This window comes from Streptomyces sp. NPDC027189 (genome assembly GCF_055566975.1).
The window spans coordinates 368667-383628 of the sequence record NZ_JBVHRI010000006.1; the positions used below are offsets into that span (position 1 = coordinate 368667).

12 protein-coding genes and 1 pseudogene are annotated in these 14962 nt (G+C 70.1%); 9 read left to right on the top strand and 4 right to left on the bottom strand.

Annotated features, from left to right (window positions below; genetic code table 11):
• The first annotated feature begins 17 nt into the window (after window positions 1-17).
• From ACZ4RZ_RS17765 to ACZ4RZ_RS17780, 4 genes are all read left to right on the top strand, one after another.
• Window positions 18-2357 (top strand): GH92 family glycosyl hydrolase, encoded by a 2340-nt coding sequence (locus ACZ4RZ_RS17765; protein ID WP_467745539.1) that lies wholly within the window; start codon window positions 18-20, stop codon window positions 2355-2357.
• 207 nt (window positions 2358-2564) lie between these two features.
• Window positions 2565-3893, top strand: coding sequence for a wax ester/triacylglycerol synthase family O-acyltransferase (locus ACZ4RZ_RS17770; RefSeq protein ID WP_467745541.1), 1329 nt, complete (start codon window positions 2565-2567; stop codon window positions 3891-3893).
• 112 nt (window positions 3894-4005) lie between these two features.
• Window positions 4006-5547 carry an SDR family NAD(P)-dependent oxidoreductase gene (locus ACZ4RZ_RS17775; RefSeq protein ID WP_467745543.1) on the top strand — a complete coding sequence of 514 codons (1542 nt, stop codon included), beginning with the start codon at window positions 4006-4008 and terminating at the stop codon, window positions 5545-5547.
• Between the two features lie 75 nt (window positions 5548-5622).
• A complete protein-coding gene (locus ACZ4RZ_RS17780; protein ID WP_467745545.1) occupies window positions 5623-5856 on the top strand; it encodes a hypothetical protein in 234 nt (77 codons plus the stop codon).
• A 302-nt stretch (window positions 5857-6158) separates the two neighbouring features.
• On the opposite strand, the gene ACZ4RZ_RS17785 is transcribed toward ACZ4RZ_RS17780, so the two are convergent.
• From ACZ4RZ_RS17785 to ACZ4RZ_RS17795, 3 genes are all read right to left on the bottom strand, one after another.
• A complete protein-coding gene (locus tag ACZ4RZ_RS17785) occupies window positions 6159-6965 on the bottom strand; it encodes an SDR family oxidoreductase (protein ID WP_467745547.1) in 807 nt (268 codons plus the stop codon).
• A 118-nt stretch (window positions 6966-7083) separates the two neighbouring features.
• A complete protein-coding gene (locus ACZ4RZ_RS17790) occupies window positions 7084-7638 on the bottom strand; it encodes an inositol oxygenase family protein (protein ID WP_467745549.1) in 555 nt (184 codons plus the stop codon).
• Between the two features lie 96 nt (window positions 7639-7734).
• Window positions 7735-8892, bottom strand: a complete 1158-nt coding sequence (locus tag ACZ4RZ_RS17795) for a permease (RefSeq protein WP_467745551.1) — start codon at window positions 8890-8892, stop codon at window positions 7735-7737.
• Window positions 8893-9315: 423 nt separating this feature from the next.
• Between ACZ4RZ_RS17795 and ACZ4RZ_RS17800 the strand changes: the two genes are divergently transcribed.
• The 4 genes and pseudogenes from ACZ4RZ_RS17800 to ACZ4RZ_RS17815 all read left to right on the top strand — a co-directional run bounded on the left by ACZ4RZ_RS17800 (window position 9316) and on the right by ACZ4RZ_RS17815 (window position 10560).
• Window positions 9316-9492: a hypothetical protein gene (locus tag ACZ4RZ_RS17800; RefSeq protein WP_189185670.1), complete on the top strand. Its 177-nt coding sequence runs from the start codon at window positions 9316-9318 to the stop codon at window positions 9490-9492.
• Between the two features lie 80 nt (window positions 9493-9572).
• Window positions 9573-10055: a GNAT family N-acetyltransferase gene (locus tag ACZ4RZ_RS17805; protein WP_467745553.1), complete on the top strand. Its 483-nt coding sequence runs from the start codon at window positions 9573-9575 to the stop codon at window positions 10053-10055.
• A gap of 67 nt (window positions 10056-10122) precedes the next feature.
• Window positions 10123-10383, top strand: a pseudogene (locus tag ACZ4RZ_RS17810) (helix-turn-helix domain-containing protein); the annotation flags it as partial.
• A 3-nt stretch (window positions 10384-10386) separates the two neighbouring features.
• Window positions 10387-10560 (top strand): hypothetical protein, encoded by a 174-nt coding sequence (locus ACZ4RZ_RS17815; RefSeq protein ID WP_467745555.1) that lies wholly within the window; start codon window positions 10387-10389, stop codon window positions 10558-10560.
• Between the two features lie 323 nt (window positions 10561-10883).
• Here ACZ4RZ_RS17815 and ACZ4RZ_RS17820 read toward each other — a convergent pair whose 3' ends face one another.
• Complete coding sequence (locus ACZ4RZ_RS17820; RefSeq protein ID WP_467745557.1) at window positions 10884-12224, bottom strand: amidase; 1341 nt, start codon at window positions 12222-12224, stop codon at window positions 10884-10886.
• Window positions 12225-12492: 268 nt separating this feature from the next.
• Here ACZ4RZ_RS17820 and ACZ4RZ_RS17825 point away from each other — a divergent pair, with 268 nt between their 5' ends.
• Window positions 12493-14874 (top strand): alpha-L-fucosidase, encoded by a 2382-nt coding sequence (locus ACZ4RZ_RS17825; RefSeq protein ID WP_467745558.1) that lies wholly within the window; start codon window positions 12493-12495, stop codon window positions 14872-14874.
• Window positions 14875-14962: the final 88 nt, after the last annotated feature.

Sequence of the window (14962 nt, forward strand, 5' to 3'; positions counted from 1 at the left end):
AGGAGGCGTTCCCGCCCATGAGATGGACCCAACGGCTACGCGGTGCGGGGACGGCGGTCGCAGCGGCCGTCCTTCTCGGCGCCACGCTCGGCGGCCCGGTGGCCCAGGCCGCCGAGCCGCGCGACGGCCAACTCACCGATCTGGTCAACCCGTTCATCGGAACGGAGAACGAAGGCAACACCTATCCCGGCGCCGCCGTGCCCTTCGGCATGGTGCAGTTCTCGCCGGACACCGGCCACAACACCGGCTACGACTACTCCCAGAACCACATCCGCGGCTTCTCCCTCGTGCATCTCTCGGGCGTCGGCTGCGGCCTCGGCGGCGACCTGCCCGTGCTGCCGACGACCGGTGACGTCACGCAGACGGACTACGCCCAGTACCAGGCCGAGTTCAGCCACGACAGCGAGAAGGCGAGCCCCGGCTACTACAAGGTCGGCCTCAAGACCGGCATCGACGCCGAGCTGACGGCCACCGCGCGCACCGGCGTGCAGCGCTACACCTTCCCGGCCACGGACAAGGCCAATGCGCTGCTCAACGCCGGGCAGTCGCTGCACGGCACGGTCTCCACCAAGGTCGAGATCCTCGACAGCCGGACCGTGCGCACGGCGATCACCGGCAGCGGTTTCTGCCAGGCCACGAAGCCGTACACGGTGTACACGATCACGCGCTTCGACCGTCCATTCACGACCTCGGGCACCTGGAACGGCGACAGCGTCACCGAGGGCTCCAAGGAGTCGGTGAGCACGGGGCGCAACGGCGCCTTCGTCCGCTTCGACACCACCAAGGACCGTACGGTCGAGGCGACCACCGCCCTGTCGTACGTGGATGCCGGCGGCGCGGCCGTCAACCTCCGTTCGGAGGGCGGCCGTTCGTTCGAGTCCGTCCGCGCCGCGGCCCGCCGCTCGTGGGAGGACCGGCTCGACGACGTACGCGCTCAAGGCGGCAGCGACACCCTGCGCCGCACGTTCTACTCGTCGCTCTACCGGTCCTTCCTCGCCCCCAACATCGGCAGTGACGCCGACGGCCGCTACACCGGCTGGGACCAGAAGATCCACCGTGCCCAGGGCTTCACGTACTACCAGAACTGGTCGCTGTGGGACACCTACCGCACCCAGTCCCAGCTCCTGGCCCTGCTCGCGCCGCGCGAGGCACGGGACATGGCGATCTCCGTCATCAAGATCGACGAGGAGAGCGGCTGGCTGCCCAAATGGGGCTACGGCACGGTCGAGACGAACATCATGACCGGCGACCCGGTCACCCCGTTCCTCACCAACGCCTACCAGCAGGGCCTGCTCAAGGGGTATGAGGAGCGGGCCTACCGCGCCCTGAAGAAGAACGCAGACGGGGTGCCGCCCGCCGACTCCCCGGCGGTGGGCCGCGAGGCCAACAAGGAGTACATCGCGGACGGCTTCGCGCCCTACGTCAAGGGCCGCCCGCACGCGAAGCCCGGCGACTCGGACTACGACCACGGAGCGTCCGCGACACTGGAGTACGCCCTGTCGGACGCGATGCTCGGCGCGATGGCGCGGGATCTGGGCCATGACGCGGACGCCGCGCGCTATGCCGCACGGGCCCAGAACTACCGCAAGATCTACGACAGTTCGACCGGGTTCTTCCGTGCGCGGGACGAGGCCGGCGCCTTCACGGGACCGGCGGACCCGGCCCGGAGCGAGGGCTTCCACGAGGGCACGTCCTGGCAGTACCAATGGCTCGTGCCGCAGGACCTGCCGGGCATGGTCGCCCTGATCGGCGGCAAGCAGACGGCCAACGACCGGCTCGACTCGTTCTTCGCGTACGAGCAGTTGCTCAAGGACCCTGCGAAGACCGCCCGTGAGGTGTGGGTCAACGGCCCGTACGACTACTACAACGCGGACAAGTACAACCCGCAGAACGAGCCCGACCTGATCGCCCCGTACACCTACCTCTCGACCGGTCAGCCGTGGAAGACGACCGATGTGGTGCATGCCGCGTTGACGCTGTTCACGGACGCGCCGACCGGAATGACCGGCAACGACGACCTGGGCACGATGTCCGCCTGGAACGTGCTCTCGTCCATCGGGATCTTCCCGGTGCAGCCCGGTTATGACACGTGGGGTCTGTCCACGCCGGTCTTCGAGCGGGTCGACCTGACGCTCGACCGGCGCTACTACCCGCGCGGCGCTCTGACGGTGACGGCGCCGGGCACTTCGGACGGCGACCGGTACATCCAGTCCGCCCGGGTGGATGGGACTTCGTACGGTCGTACGTATCTGACGACCGAAGCGCTGAGAGGTCTGCGCTCGCTCTCCTTCACCGTCGGCGCCGAGCCGTCCGAATGGGGGACTTCCGCCGAGGCCGCGCCGCCTGTCCTGAGCTGACCGCGGACGGCCCGGACATACTCGGACGCACCTCGGACGCACATCAGCCGCACCTCAGACACCCCTTGAGGCCCATGAGTCCCGCCCCTCACACGAGGGGCGGGACTTAATCTGCTGTTAACTGTGCGTAGCTTGATCGTACTTGACCGTAATCGCTTATCGGAGGTTGACTGCTTGCCCACCCACCGTCGACGCGAGAGCAAGCCTTTGACTTCTGATCTGCTCGCACCACTCGACCTGGCGTTCTGGAACATCGAGTCCCCCCAGCACCCCATGCACCTGGGCGCCCTCGGTGTCTTCGTGGCTCACTCGCCCACGGCGGGCGCGCACGCCGCCGATCTGCTCGCGGCCCGCGCGGCCGCGGTGCCGGGGCTGCGCATGCGGATCCGTGACGTGTGGGAGCCGCTGGCCCCCCTCGCCTTCGGGAGCGCGACCCGGGAGCCCGCGCCCGACTTCGAGCCGCTCGACCATGTCCGGCTGCACGCGCCGACCGCGGACTTCCACGCGGTGGCGGGCCGGCTGATGGAACGCCCGCTGGAGCGCGGCCGGCCGCCCTGGGAGGCGCATGTACTGCCCGGCGAGGACGGTGTGTCCTTCGCCGTGCTCTTCAAGTTCCACCACGCGCTGGCCGACGGACTGAGGGCGCTGATGCTCGCGGCCGCCATCATGGACCCGATGGACATGCCGGAGCCCCGACCGCGCCCGGCGGAGCCGCCCCGGGGGCTCTTCCCGGACGTGCGCAAGCTGCCGGGCCTGGTCCGCGGCACCCTTTCCGACGTGGGCCGCGCGCTCGACATCGGCACGTCCGTCGCCCGCGCGACCCTGGGCGTACGGTCCTCGCCCGCCCTCACCTCGCAGCCCACCGGCACCCGGCGCACCGCGGGCGTGATCCTGGACCTCGATGAGGTGCACCGCGTCCGCAAGTCCGTGGGCGGCACCGTCAACGACGTCCTGATCGCCGTCGTCGCGGGCGCTCTGCGCCGCTGGCTCGACGAACGCGGTGACGGCAGCCACGGGGTCGCGCCGCGCGCCCTGATCCCCGTCTCCAGGCGCCGCCCGCGCACCGCCCACCCGCAGGGCAACCGGCTCTCCGGGTACCTGATACGGCTTCCCGTCGACGACCCCGACCCCCTCGGACGGCTGCGTACGGTGCGTACGGCGATGGACCGCAACAAGGACGCGGGGCCCAACAGGGGAGCGGGCGCCGTGGCGCTGCTCGCCGACCATGTGCCGCCGCTCGGGCACCGGCTCGGCGGGCCCGTCGTCGGCCAGGCGGCCCGGCTGCTGTTCGACATCCTCGTCACCAGCGTGCCGCTGCCCAGCCTCGGCCTGAAACTCGGTGGCTGCCCGCTCGCCGAGGTGTATCCGTTCGCCCCGCTGGCCCGTGGGCAGGCGCTGGCGGTGGCCGTCTCGACGTACCGGGGGCGCGTCCACTACGGGCTCGTCGCCGACGCGGAGGCCGTGCCGGACCTCGATCTGCTGGCCCGTGCGCTGTCCGAGGAGGTGGAGACACTGACCGCCGCCTGCGGTTCCTGACGGCCGTTGATCATCTCGGGTTTGGTGCCGCGCACCATTGCTCCGTAAAATTCCGCCTTCGAAAGCGAGCGCGGTTCGAACGCGGCGCACAACCCGAGGAACGGCAACGGCGATGACGGTGACAGAGGACGGCCAGGCGGCTCTCGCCGTGGACACGGCAGAGGACGACCGGGCGGCTTTCGCCGTCGACACGGCAGAGGTCTCCTACGGGCCCGGCATCGACCCCGAGCGGCTGGCCGTCTGCCTCAGCGTGCTCGACGAGCTCGAGAAGATCGAGGTCGACCACCCCGACGCCATCGCGGTGCGCCGCGCCACCGCGAGCATCTACCGCACGGTCAAGCAGCGCCGCCGCCAGGAGCGCCGGGCCGCGAAGACCGCCCACGACAAGACGGTCACGGAGGCCACCGCGACCGGCTCCGCGCAGCGCATCGACGATGAGACGGAGGGCATCCTGCCCTCCTCCGTGACTGAGACGGGCGAGATCGCGGGGATACTCCAGCGCCCGCGCTCCTGCTACATCTGCAAGACGCGGTACGTCGAGGTCGACTACTTCTACCACCAGCTCTGCCAGAACTGCGCCGCCGAGAACCGCGCCCGCCGCGACGCCCGCGCCGACCTCACCGGCAAGCGCGCGCTGCTCACCGGCGGCCGCGCCAAGATCGGCATGTACATCGCGCTGCGGCTGCTGCGCGACGGCGCGCACACCACCATCACTACGCGCTTCCCCAAGGACGCCATCCGCCGCTTCAAGGCCATGGACGACTCGGCGGACTGGATCCACCGTCTCGAGGTCGTCGGCATCGACCTGCGCGACCCGGCCCAGGCCGTGGCTCTCGCCGACCAGGTCGCCGAGGCGGGACCGCTCGACATCCTCGTCAACAACGCGACGCAGACCGTACGCCGTCTGCCCTCCGCCTACGCCGCCCTGGTCGAGGGCGAAAGCGCCCCGCTGCCCGCCGGGGAGCTGCCCGCCCACCATGTCATCGGCGCCTTCAACTCCGGGGCGGTCGACGGCCTGGCCGCGCTGCCCGTCGGCATCAGCGGTCTCGATGCCCAGCAGGTCGCCGACCTTGCCTTGGTCGCGGGCAACGCCAGCGTCGCCCGGCACCTCGACGGCACCGCCATCGACGCGGGCGGCCTGGTCCCGGACGTCGTCGACACCAACACCTGGGTGCAGACCATCGAGCAGATCTCCCCGGTGGAGCTCCTCGAGACCCAGCTGTGCAACTACACGGCGCCGTTCATCCTGATCAGCAAATTGCGGCCGGCCATGGCCGAGGCCGCCAGGAAGGCGACGAGTGGACGCGCGTACGTCGTGAACGTCTCCGCGATGGAGGGCGTCTTCGGCCGCGGCTACAAGGGCGCGGGCCACCCGAACACCAACGCCGCCAAGGCCGCGATGAACATGGTCACCCGGACCAGCGGCCAGGAGATGTTCCAGACCGACGGCATCCTCATGACCTCGGTCGACACCGGCTGGATCACCGACGAGCGCCCCCACTACGACAAGCTGCGCCTGGCCGAGGAGGGCTTCCACGCACCACTTGACCTGGTCGACGGGGCCGCACGGGTTTACGATCCGATTGTGCGCGGAGAGCAGGGCGAGGACCTCTATGGCGTCTTCCTGAAGGACTACGCGCCCGGCAAGTGGTGATCCGCCGGCCGTGACGTGTGTCCCGGGCGCCCGTGGGGTGCCCGAACCCTGGTGAGTACCGCGCCGGGAGTTCCCATGGGCAGTCCACACGACATAGATCCGCGGGCCTTCGAAGATCCGCGCAACCACTACCCGACCGACGAAGAGTTCTACGCGAGCGGCCGCCCGGCCCATCCCACGTTGCCCGAGGACCGGCCCCGCGGAGGCGGGGGCACGGCTCCGATCAAGCACCGGGGGACATGGGCCACGGTCGCACTCGTCGTCGGCATCGTCCTGCTGGTCCTGGTAGGGATCGCTCTGTTCCCGTGAGGGGTACCGGGCCACCGTCATGAGTGAGGTGGTGCGTATGACCGCAGACGGTCGCGGACGGCGTACCCGCCCGAGTACGCCGTCCTGATGTGCGTGCCGCGGTTTCGGCTGCCCTCAGCGGTCGCTGTGGTGGTGTGCCCGCCGCCGGACACTCATGGTGACCATTCGAGCCCCCGAGGTAGCGGTTTTTGCCCCGCGGAGCCGGTGCTCCCGCTGGCGTCGTGCGGGGCCGGCGGTTCCCGCACGTGGTTCTCCGGGGCGGGCGGGCCCCCAAGCGGCGTCCAGCGGAGCCGGCGGGGCCTCTAGGCGTCCGGAGCCCGTGTCCGTAGACGCTCGTGCACGGCGTGGCCGCGAGTGGCGGTGTGCGCGGCCCTGACCCGGGTACCCCCGTCGACCAGCAGATCGGCGCCAGTGATCCACTCGGCCGCGTCCGAGGCCAGCCATGTCACGGCCCGGGCGATGTCCTCGGGCTGCCCGATGCGGCCCAGGGGCAGTCCGGCGCCCAGTTCGTCCTCGGAGTGCTCCCATACGAAGCGGGCCATCTCGGTGCGGACGAGGCCGGGGGAGACGGAGTTGACCCGCACCTTCGGGGCGAGCTCACCCGCGAGCTGCTGGGTCAGGTGCAGCAGGGCGGCCTTGCTGGTGCCGTACGCGCCCACCTGTGGCCCGACGTGTCCGGCGCCTTCCGTGCAGACGTTCACCACCGCGCCGCCGTGCCGGCTCATCCACGCCCGCCACGCGCACTGCACCAGCCGCAGCGGTGCCTCGACATTGACCGTGAACGCCTCGCGCCAGCGGTCCGGGTCGGCGTCCATCAGCGGGCCGTACGGCTGGTTGGTCGCCGCGTTGTTCACCACGACGTCGATGCGCCCGAACTCCCGCAGCGCCAGCTCGGTCAGCTCGCCCAGATGCGCGGGGTCGGCGACCGAACCCGCGAGCCCGACGCCGCCGAGCCGCTCGGCGGCCCGGGCCACCCCGTCGGGATCCCGAGCTGTCACGCACACGCGCGCTCCGGCCTCGGTGAGGGCGGCGGCGACGGCGAGGCCGATCCCGCGCGAGGCCCCGGTGACGATGGCGGCCCTGCCTTCGAGCCCGTACGGCGACGTCATCCGCGTACGGTCTCATGACGGACCGTCAGCCGACAGCCTTCGGCCGTGAAAGCCGACAGCCCCCGCTGTGAAAGCCGGCGTCCCCGGCGCCATGAAAGCCGTCGGTGAAAGCCGTCGGTCAAGCACCCAGTCGCGAGTGCTGCGCCGCCACCAGCTCCAGCACCGTGCGCCAGTCCTCCATGACCCCGGCGTCGAGACCGACGACCTTGCCCGCGTCGTCGGCCTGCCGCAGGGTCACCGCGTCCTCCGCGAGCGGATCGTGCTCGAACGCGGCCGCCTCCCGCGGTGTCATGGCGCCGCCCTGCACGGTCAGGGTCAGTGCGCTCTGCGGGGACAGCCCGCGGCCCGGCGACGTGGTCGCCAGATAGCGCTTCGCCGCCACGTGCAGCCGTACGAGGCGGGAGACCCGTTCGCCGAGCAGAGGACGTACCGCATCGGCCGCGTGGTCGGCGTGTCCCGCGTCGTCGCCCGGCCTGAGCAGATGTCCTATGTCGTGCACCAGGCCCGCCACCTGGAGTTCCTTGTCGCTGGGATGACCGCGGCGCAGTAGCGCGGCGGTCTGCAGTGCGTGATCGTGCAGATCGACCGGGTCGCCCGAGCGGTCCGGGGTGTCCCAGGCCCCCCGGCAAGCGTGCAGCAGATCCATCAGCTCCTCGACGCTGCGCAGCTCCATGCGTCAGTCCTCCCGCGAGAAAAGCCGTTGCCGGGCGTCAGCAGATCATGGCCGCCTTGCGAATCGGCCAACGGGACCTGAACTGCACACCCGGGTTCAGTGCCGGGGGTGCTGGTCCGCCGGTTCCGGTGCCCCGCCCATCATCCGCAGCATGGCCGGCCCTCCCGTACGCAGGAATCGCCACACCAGAGCGGCCGCCACCAGCAGGAAGGCGATGTTCAGCCAGGTCGTGTAGTTCCAGGAGACGCCTTCCATGGGGATCTTCGCGTCGGCCTGGTCGGGGACGAGCCCGAGGCCGCCGAAGACGACCTCCACGAGGTATCCGGCCAGCACGATGGCCGTGTAGAAGGTGACCAGCAGGAAGGCGGTCATGCGCGGTCCGTAGTACTTCCGGTAGATGTTCAGGATCGGCACGATCAGCAGGTCCGCGAAGATGAACGCGACCACGCCGCCGAAGCTGATGCCGCCCTTCCAGAGGACCACGGCCAGCGGCACGTTTCCGATGGAGCAGACGAACGAGGCGATCGCCACCAGCGGTCCGACGAGCGGGCCGATCAGCTTCGCGGCGAGCGGATGCCCGTCCAGGAACAGCGAGCTCCAGAACGCGTCGGGCACCCAGGCCGCGATCGCGCCCGCGATCAGCAGGCCGATCACCAGGTCCCGCAGGATCGCCGCCCACTCCATGACGAAGACGTGCGAGACCGAGGTGAAGCCGTCGCCGGACAGCAGCCGCCGCAGGAACGAACCTTTCTTCTGGATCGACATGTCCATGGCGGCATGCCCCTCCATGGACCCGGCGATCCCGCGCTCCGCCTGCTCCCGGGCCTGCCGCAGCAGCCGCTCGCGCAGAAAGAGCCGGAACAGCACGGCCAGCAGCACGATCATGACCGGTCCGCCGACGAACTCCGCGAGCGTGAACTGCCAGCCCATCAACAGGGCGAGGATCACGCCGAGTTCAACCACCAGGTTGGTCGAGGCGATCTCGAACGCCATCGCCGCCGTGAAGTCCGCGCCCTTGCGGAACAGCGAGCGCGCGAGCGCGACGGCCGCGTACGAGCAGGACGAGGACGCCGCTCCGAGCCCGGCGGCGAGCGCGAGCGTCCGGGGACGGTCGTCGCCGAGCAGCCGCACCACCGTCGCCCGCCTTACCACCGCCCGGACCACGGCGGACAGGCCGAAGCCGAGGATCAGCGCCCAGGTGATCTCCCAGGTCATCGATCCCGTGAGGGACAGCGCGTGCAGGATCGCGTTCATCGGTTCGACTCTCTCCCGGTCAGTGGGATCAGGCATGACCCGTGGGGAGCTCAGTGACCCTGCCCACAGTCGGTATTGAGCCGAATGGGTGGCATCGAAGGGGGCATCATGCTTCAAATCGCCGCAGATCGGGGTCTGATGGGTGCTGAGCGACTCGCGACAGTAACCTCTTGTTTTCAGCCCCATCGAGCGGGCACCCGCTCATTTGGTTACCCTGTATCCGACGGACAGCATTTCTGGGTTCCACCCACACCCACGGTCCGTCCCGGGACAAGCCGGTCACCACGGCCTGCTCTCATACGAGTTACCGGCGCCACCGCGTCCCTAACTGCCTTCGACTCAGACCCGAGCGGGGCGTCAGGCGACCGGAGCAGACTGGACCTGTACGCCCCCGAGGGTGACCCGACACATAAGGAGTGCGCGGTGACACCGGAGAAGACGAATCGCGATCAGCGCCCCAAGGAACGCACGGAGCGCGCGGGCCGTGGGCCCGAGAAGGAACTCGGCAGCCTGGACGTGTGGGCCAGGTCCGCCCCGATCCGTCTCGCGGGCTACGAGGACGACCTCGCCGAGCCCCACATCCTGCCCAGCGTCGACTGACCGAGCAGGAACCATCGCGATCGACCCCCGGTAGGACCCATCGCGATCGCTGACGGCATGGGCGTGTCAGACTCACGTCCATGCTGATCAGAGAAGCCGCGGCCGACGACTGGCCGCGGATCTGGCCTTTCTGGCACCGGATCGTCGCCTCCCGCGAGACCTACGCCTGGGACCCGGACACCTCCGAGGAGGCCGCCCGCGCCCTGTGGATGGGCCCGGGCAAGCGGGTGTATGCCGCCGAGGACGGCACCGGAGCGATCGTCGGCTCCGCCTACGTCACCCCGAACTACGGCGGTCCCGCCGCCCGGATTGCCAACGCCGGATTCATGGTCGACCCGGACCGGTCCGGACAGGGCATCGGCCGTGCGCTCGCCGAACACATCCTGGCCGTGGCGAAGGCCGACGGCTATCGGGGCATGGTGTTCAACGCCGTCGTGGAGACCAACCCGGCCGTGACGCTGTGGACTTCGCTCGGCTTCACGATCCTGGGCACCGTGCCAGAAGCGTACGAGCACCCGCGGCACGGGCTGGTCGGCCTGCACATCATGTACCGGGCGCTCTGACCGGGACGAGCAAGGCTCCCCGTCCGGCTCTCTCTTCGATGCGAGCCGAGCCAGCAGAGAACGGTCCCGCTGGATGCAGATCAGCGAGGACTACGTCCGCGACGTGATCCACGCCTTCAACGAGCGGGGGTTCGACGCACTGGATCCGAAATGGAGAGGGGGACGCCCGATGGCGATCAGGCGGGTGCGCGAGCACATCCGCCTGATCGCCCGGACGTCCCCGCCGACTGGGGCATCACCGGCTTGGCCACCTGGAGCCTGGCCAAGCTCGCCCCCTGCCAGGAGACCTTGCCCTCGCGCAGGATGCGCCGCAGCGTCTCACGGCTGATGCGTGGGACCACGTGCCGGTCGACCAGGTGGTCGCGACCACCGCACCCACGACGAGCAGGACGCTGCCATCGCCGCCTGCATCCGCCGGCGCAACGCCCGCGCCGAGCCGAAGACCCGCTTCGCGCCCGAGTCACCGATCCGGCGGCGGACCGATTACCCGGCCAAGGCCGCGTGACAGGCGGCTAGTTGGTGCAGCCGAGTGACGGACGGCTCCACCGGGTGAGGTGACGGCCGCGTTCACCGTGCGGTGAAGGATGAGCCCGCGTACCGACCCGGGATGAGAAGCTGTGCCCCGTCCGGCGTACACCGGGATGAGAAGCTGTGCCCCGACCGGCGTACAGGGGTGGCAACGGGCCCCCGAAGCCCCTGGCCCTCCATCCCGGACGTACACACACTCGGTCGACGTCCCACGACCACCTCCAAGATCAGGTCCTGGGAAAAGACTGCTGACTGCCATACGCCACGTCGATTACCCGGCCAACGATGCGAGCCGGGCCACTAGTCGAGCGGTGCCGTACGTCGCCAGGGGCGCAGTTCCTCCAGCTGACCCGCCACCTCCAGGAGGGTCGATTCGGACCCCGGGCGACCGACGAGCTGTACGGCGCACGGGGCGCCGCTCGGCAGCGTCCCGAACGGCACCGACATCGCGGGCCAACCGGTCAGGTTCCACGGCGGAGTCATCGGCGAGTAGTTCGTATTGGCCACCAGATTGCGCAGCCAGCCCCGCTCGTGCCAGGCCGCGGCGGCGGGTCCGCGCCGGGCGAGCGCCGGGGTGAGCAGCACGTCGTGCTCCTCGAAGAACGGCTCCAGACGCCCGCGCAGCTGCTCGCGGCGCCCGCCCTTGCGGACGCCGGCCAGGAAACGGCGACCGACGGCGGCGTGCACGCGGGTGCGCCGGGTGAGCCGGCGCGGGTCGAGGTCCGCGGCGTCCACCGCAGTGCCGGCCGTCCAGTGCGCGAGCGAGGTCGTGCTCAGCCAGAGCGGGTACGGCGGCTCGGCGGGCCGCACCCGATGGCCCGCCCCGGCCAGCAGCTCGGCCGCTGCCCGGGCGGCAGCCGTATACGGACGGCTGACGCTCACGCCGGCCAGCGGGCTGCGCACGGAGAGGGCGACCTTTCGGGTGACGGTCTCCGCGGGGCGTATCACCTCGGTGTCCGCGAGGATCGAGAACATCAGCCGGGCGTCCTCGACCGTGGTCGCCAGCGGACCGTTCTCCGACATGCCGAACCAGTCGCCGTGACCGATCCCGGCGGGCACCACGCCGTGGCCCGGCTTCAGGGTGACGAGACCGCAGTTCGCGGCCGGGATGCGCAGTGAGCCCATCCCGTCGTTGCCGAGCGCGACCGGCACCATTCCGGCGGCGACCGCGGCCGCGCTGCCGCCCGACGAACCGCCCGCGGTGCGGGTCAGGTCCCACGGGTTGCGGGCGGTGCCGTGCACGCCGTCCGTGGTGCCGAAGACACAGAGCTCGGGCACGTTGGTGAGGCCCACGACCACGGCGCCCGCCGCACGCAGCCTGGCCACGGTCACGTGGTCGTGGTCGGCGGGCGTGTCCGGGGTCGCGGCGGACCCGTTGCGGTTCGACTCGCCGCGCACCGGCAGGTTGTCCTTGACCGCCACGGGCACGCCCGCGAGGGGGAGTTCGCCGAGATCCTTCGTGGCGAGCTCGTCGGCCTCGGCGAGGGCCGCCTCCGTCCGCAGGGTGCGGAAGGCGCCGACGCGGCTGTCGAGCCGCTCGATCCGCGCGAGGTGTTCGGCCACCACTTCGCGGGGCGTGGCACGCTTCTCGCGTACGGCTGCGGCGATCTCGGCGGCGGTCCGGCCGACCCAGGTGGTCACGGGCGCTCCTTGTCGTACTCGGTTGTCCTCGCGGTCGTACTCGTGAGTAGTACGGGAAGCACTCTGCCCGGGGGTGGGGTGCCGCGTCGAGAGCTGTCCGCCTTGGACATTCGGTGCGGTCCTCCTGGACTTTCGTGCGGGGGCTGCCCGGTATCTCCCCAGAGCGGGAGATCATCCGATCACTTGCTCAACTTCCTTGGCTGCAGGCCCCATTGACAGCGTTTCGCGGCGGCTCAATCATCAGACCTCCGATGAATGGGAGCCGCTCATGAGTATGCATCCAAGACGTCAGGTACTGGGAGCCGCGGCCGGAGCCGCCGTCGCGGCCACTCTTCCCCTCGCCGCCCCGGCCGAAGCGCGGGCCGGAGAGCCAGCAGAAACCGCGGCTGGAGTGCGGGCCGGCGCGGCCGAAGAGCCGCAGGGTCCGTGGGTCCCCGTCCCTGACCCGATAGCCGTGCCGCTCGACGCTTACCTCGACAACGACGGCATCGACACCGCGGCGGCGCGCGGCGGGAACTTCGACGGCTCGGGCTACACGTTCCCGGGCGAGGAACTGCCCGCCGGACGAGTGGAGGTCGACGGGATCTCCTTCCTCTTCCCGTCGTCCGCCGCGGGCGCCAAGAACAATGTGGTGGCCATGGGGCAGCGCATCGACCTGCCCAAGGGCCGTTACCTGTCGGCCCTGTTCCTCACGGCGGGCAGCTACGGCAACGCCTCCGGCAAGGCCACCGTCCACTACGCCGACGGCTCGACGACCAGTGCCGGGCTGGGCGGCGCGGACTGGTACTCGGCGGGCGGCTCGCTCTCGGCCGCGTACCGCTACAAGCCGGACGGCACCAAGGACGAGCACAGTGTCGGCATCGGCACGGCGGAGGTCTGGATCGACCCGCAGCGTGACGCGGTCGCCCTGACCCTGCCGGTCACCAACCCGGCCGAGGAGAACAAGACGTCCCTGCACGTCTTCGCCCTGTCTCTCCAGCCGGCCGCCCAGGGGCGGGCGCTGGCCCTGCGGGACGCGCACTCGACCTTCTCGCTGCTGGAGTCGAGCGGCGCCCAGAGCGTCGAGGCCACCGTGGTCAACGCGGGCACGGTCGCCGTCCTCGCCGGTGACCGTGTCTCGATCGGCGTCGACGTGCCGGGCGCCCGCACCGTCGAGCCCGCGCCGGTGACCCGCCTCGACCCGGGCGAGCAGGCCCGTGTTCGTATCGGCATCCGCAACCGCGTCGGCACGGCACCCGGCACCACGCAGGACGGCAAGGTGGTCGTCAGCGGACACGGCGGGCAAGTCACCTCCAGCAGCCGTAAGTTGACCCTGGGGATCCCCGACTACCGGCCGACCGAGGCGTCCCTCTCCGGCCATCAGGCGCCCTACTGGTTCCACCGCGCCAAGTTCGGCATCTTCATCCACTGGGGCGTCTACTCCGTGCCCGCCTGGTCGCCGGTCGGCAAGCAGTACGCCGAGTGGTACTGGAACCACATGCAGAGCCCGGACAACGCGGTGTACGCGTACCACCGGGAGAAGTACGGGGAGAACTTCGCCTACGACGACTTCATCCCGATGTTCACGGCGAAGAAGTTCGACCCGCGGGCGTGGGTGGAGCTGTTCCGGGACGCGGGAGCCCAGTACCACGTCCTGACCTCGAAACACCACGAGGGTTTCGCCCTCTGGGACACCAAGGTCGCCGATCGCAACGCCGTGAAGATGGGCCCGAAACGGGACCTGATCCGTGAACTCTTCGACGCGTCGAAGCGGTTCACGCCCGAGCTGCACCGCGGGCTGTACTTCTCCATGCCCGAGTGGTTCAACCCCGACAACCCGTGGATGGGCCACGCACCGCGCAATCCGTACACCCTGGAGCCGGTTCCGTACACCGGATACACCGCGGGCAAGGACTACGTGAAGGACTACCAGGCTCCGCAGATGCTGGAGCTGATCCACGGCTACGACCCGTCCGTCCTGTGGTGTGACATCGGCGGGGCGAACGACAGCGTTCATGTGCTCGCCGAGTACTTCAACCACGGCAAGAACCGTCCGAAGCCGTACGAGGTGACCGTCAACAACCGCGCCGGTATCGGCTTCCACGACTTCACGACCCCCGAGTACACGACGTACGAGAACACCGTCGTCGCGAAGTGGGAGTCCAGCCGGGGCCTCGACCCGTTCAGCTACGGCTACAACCAGGCGACGCCGGACGCCGCGTACATGACCGCCGAGGAGGTGGTCCGCAGCCTGGTCGACATCGTGTCGAAGAACGGCAACTTCCTGCTGGACATCGGTCCGCGCGCGGACGGCACCATTCCGCAGATCATGCAGACCCGGCTGCGGGAGACCGGCCGGTGGCTGAAGACCAACGGCGAGGCGATCTACGACTCCACGTACTGGTCGCGTATGGCCCAGCTCGGCGAGGACCTGCGGTTCACGGTCCGGCAGAACAAGGCCTTCTACATCCACTCGCTGACCACGCCCGGCAGCAAGCTGACCGTCGAGGCACCGGTGCCGATCCGCGGCGGCGACAAGGTCACGATGCTGGGCCATGACCGCCCGCTGACCTGGACGGTGAGCAACGGCTCGTTGGTGATCGACGTACCGGAGGCGGCCCGCAAGTCCGGTCAGTACGTGTGGGTGTTCAAAGTGGAGTGGAACGCCTGATACGCGTGGCGGATGGTCCCGGCTCATCGGTGTCACTGCGGCTCTGCTGCTGTTCGCCGCGCCCCTCCCGGCAGCTGGTCAGGGCCTC

What these genes read in the sequence shown, in the direction of transcription:
- ACZ4RZ_RS17765 (WP_467745539.1), top strand. Translation starts at nt 18, where the DNA reads ATGAGATGGACCCAACGGCTACGCGGTGCGGGGACGGCGGTCGCAGCG.
- ACZ4RZ_RS17775 (WP_467745543.1), top strand. Translation starts at nt 4,006, where the DNA reads ATGACGGTGACAGAGGACGGCCAGGCGGCTCTCGCCGTGGACACGGCA.
- ACZ4RZ_RS17780 (WP_467745545.1), top strand. Translation starts at nt 5,623, where the DNA reads ATGGGCAGTCCACACGACATAGATCCGCGGGCCTTCGAAGATCCGCGC.
- ACZ4RZ_RS17785 (WP_467745547.1), bottom strand. Translation starts at nt 6,965, where the DNA reads ATGACGTCGCCGTACGGGCTCGAAGGCAGGGCCGCCATCGTCACCGGG.
- ACZ4RZ_RS17790 (WP_467745549.1), bottom strand. Translation starts at nt 7,638, where the DNA reads ATGGAGCTGCGCAGCGTCGAGGAGCTGATGGATCTGCTGCACGCTTGC.
- ACZ4RZ_RS17795 (WP_467745551.1), bottom strand. Translation starts at nt 8,892, where the DNA reads ATGAACGCGATCCTGCACGCGCTGTCCCTCACGGGATCGATGACCTGG.
- ACZ4RZ_RS17805 (WP_467745553.1), top strand. Translation starts at nt 9,573, where the DNA reads ATGCTGATCAGAGAAGCCGCGGCCGACGACTGGCCGCGGATCTGGCCT.
- ACZ4RZ_RS17825 (WP_467745558.1), top strand. Translation starts at nt 12,493, where the DNA reads ATGAGTATGCATCCAAGACGTCAGGTACTGGGAGCCGCGGCCGGAGCC.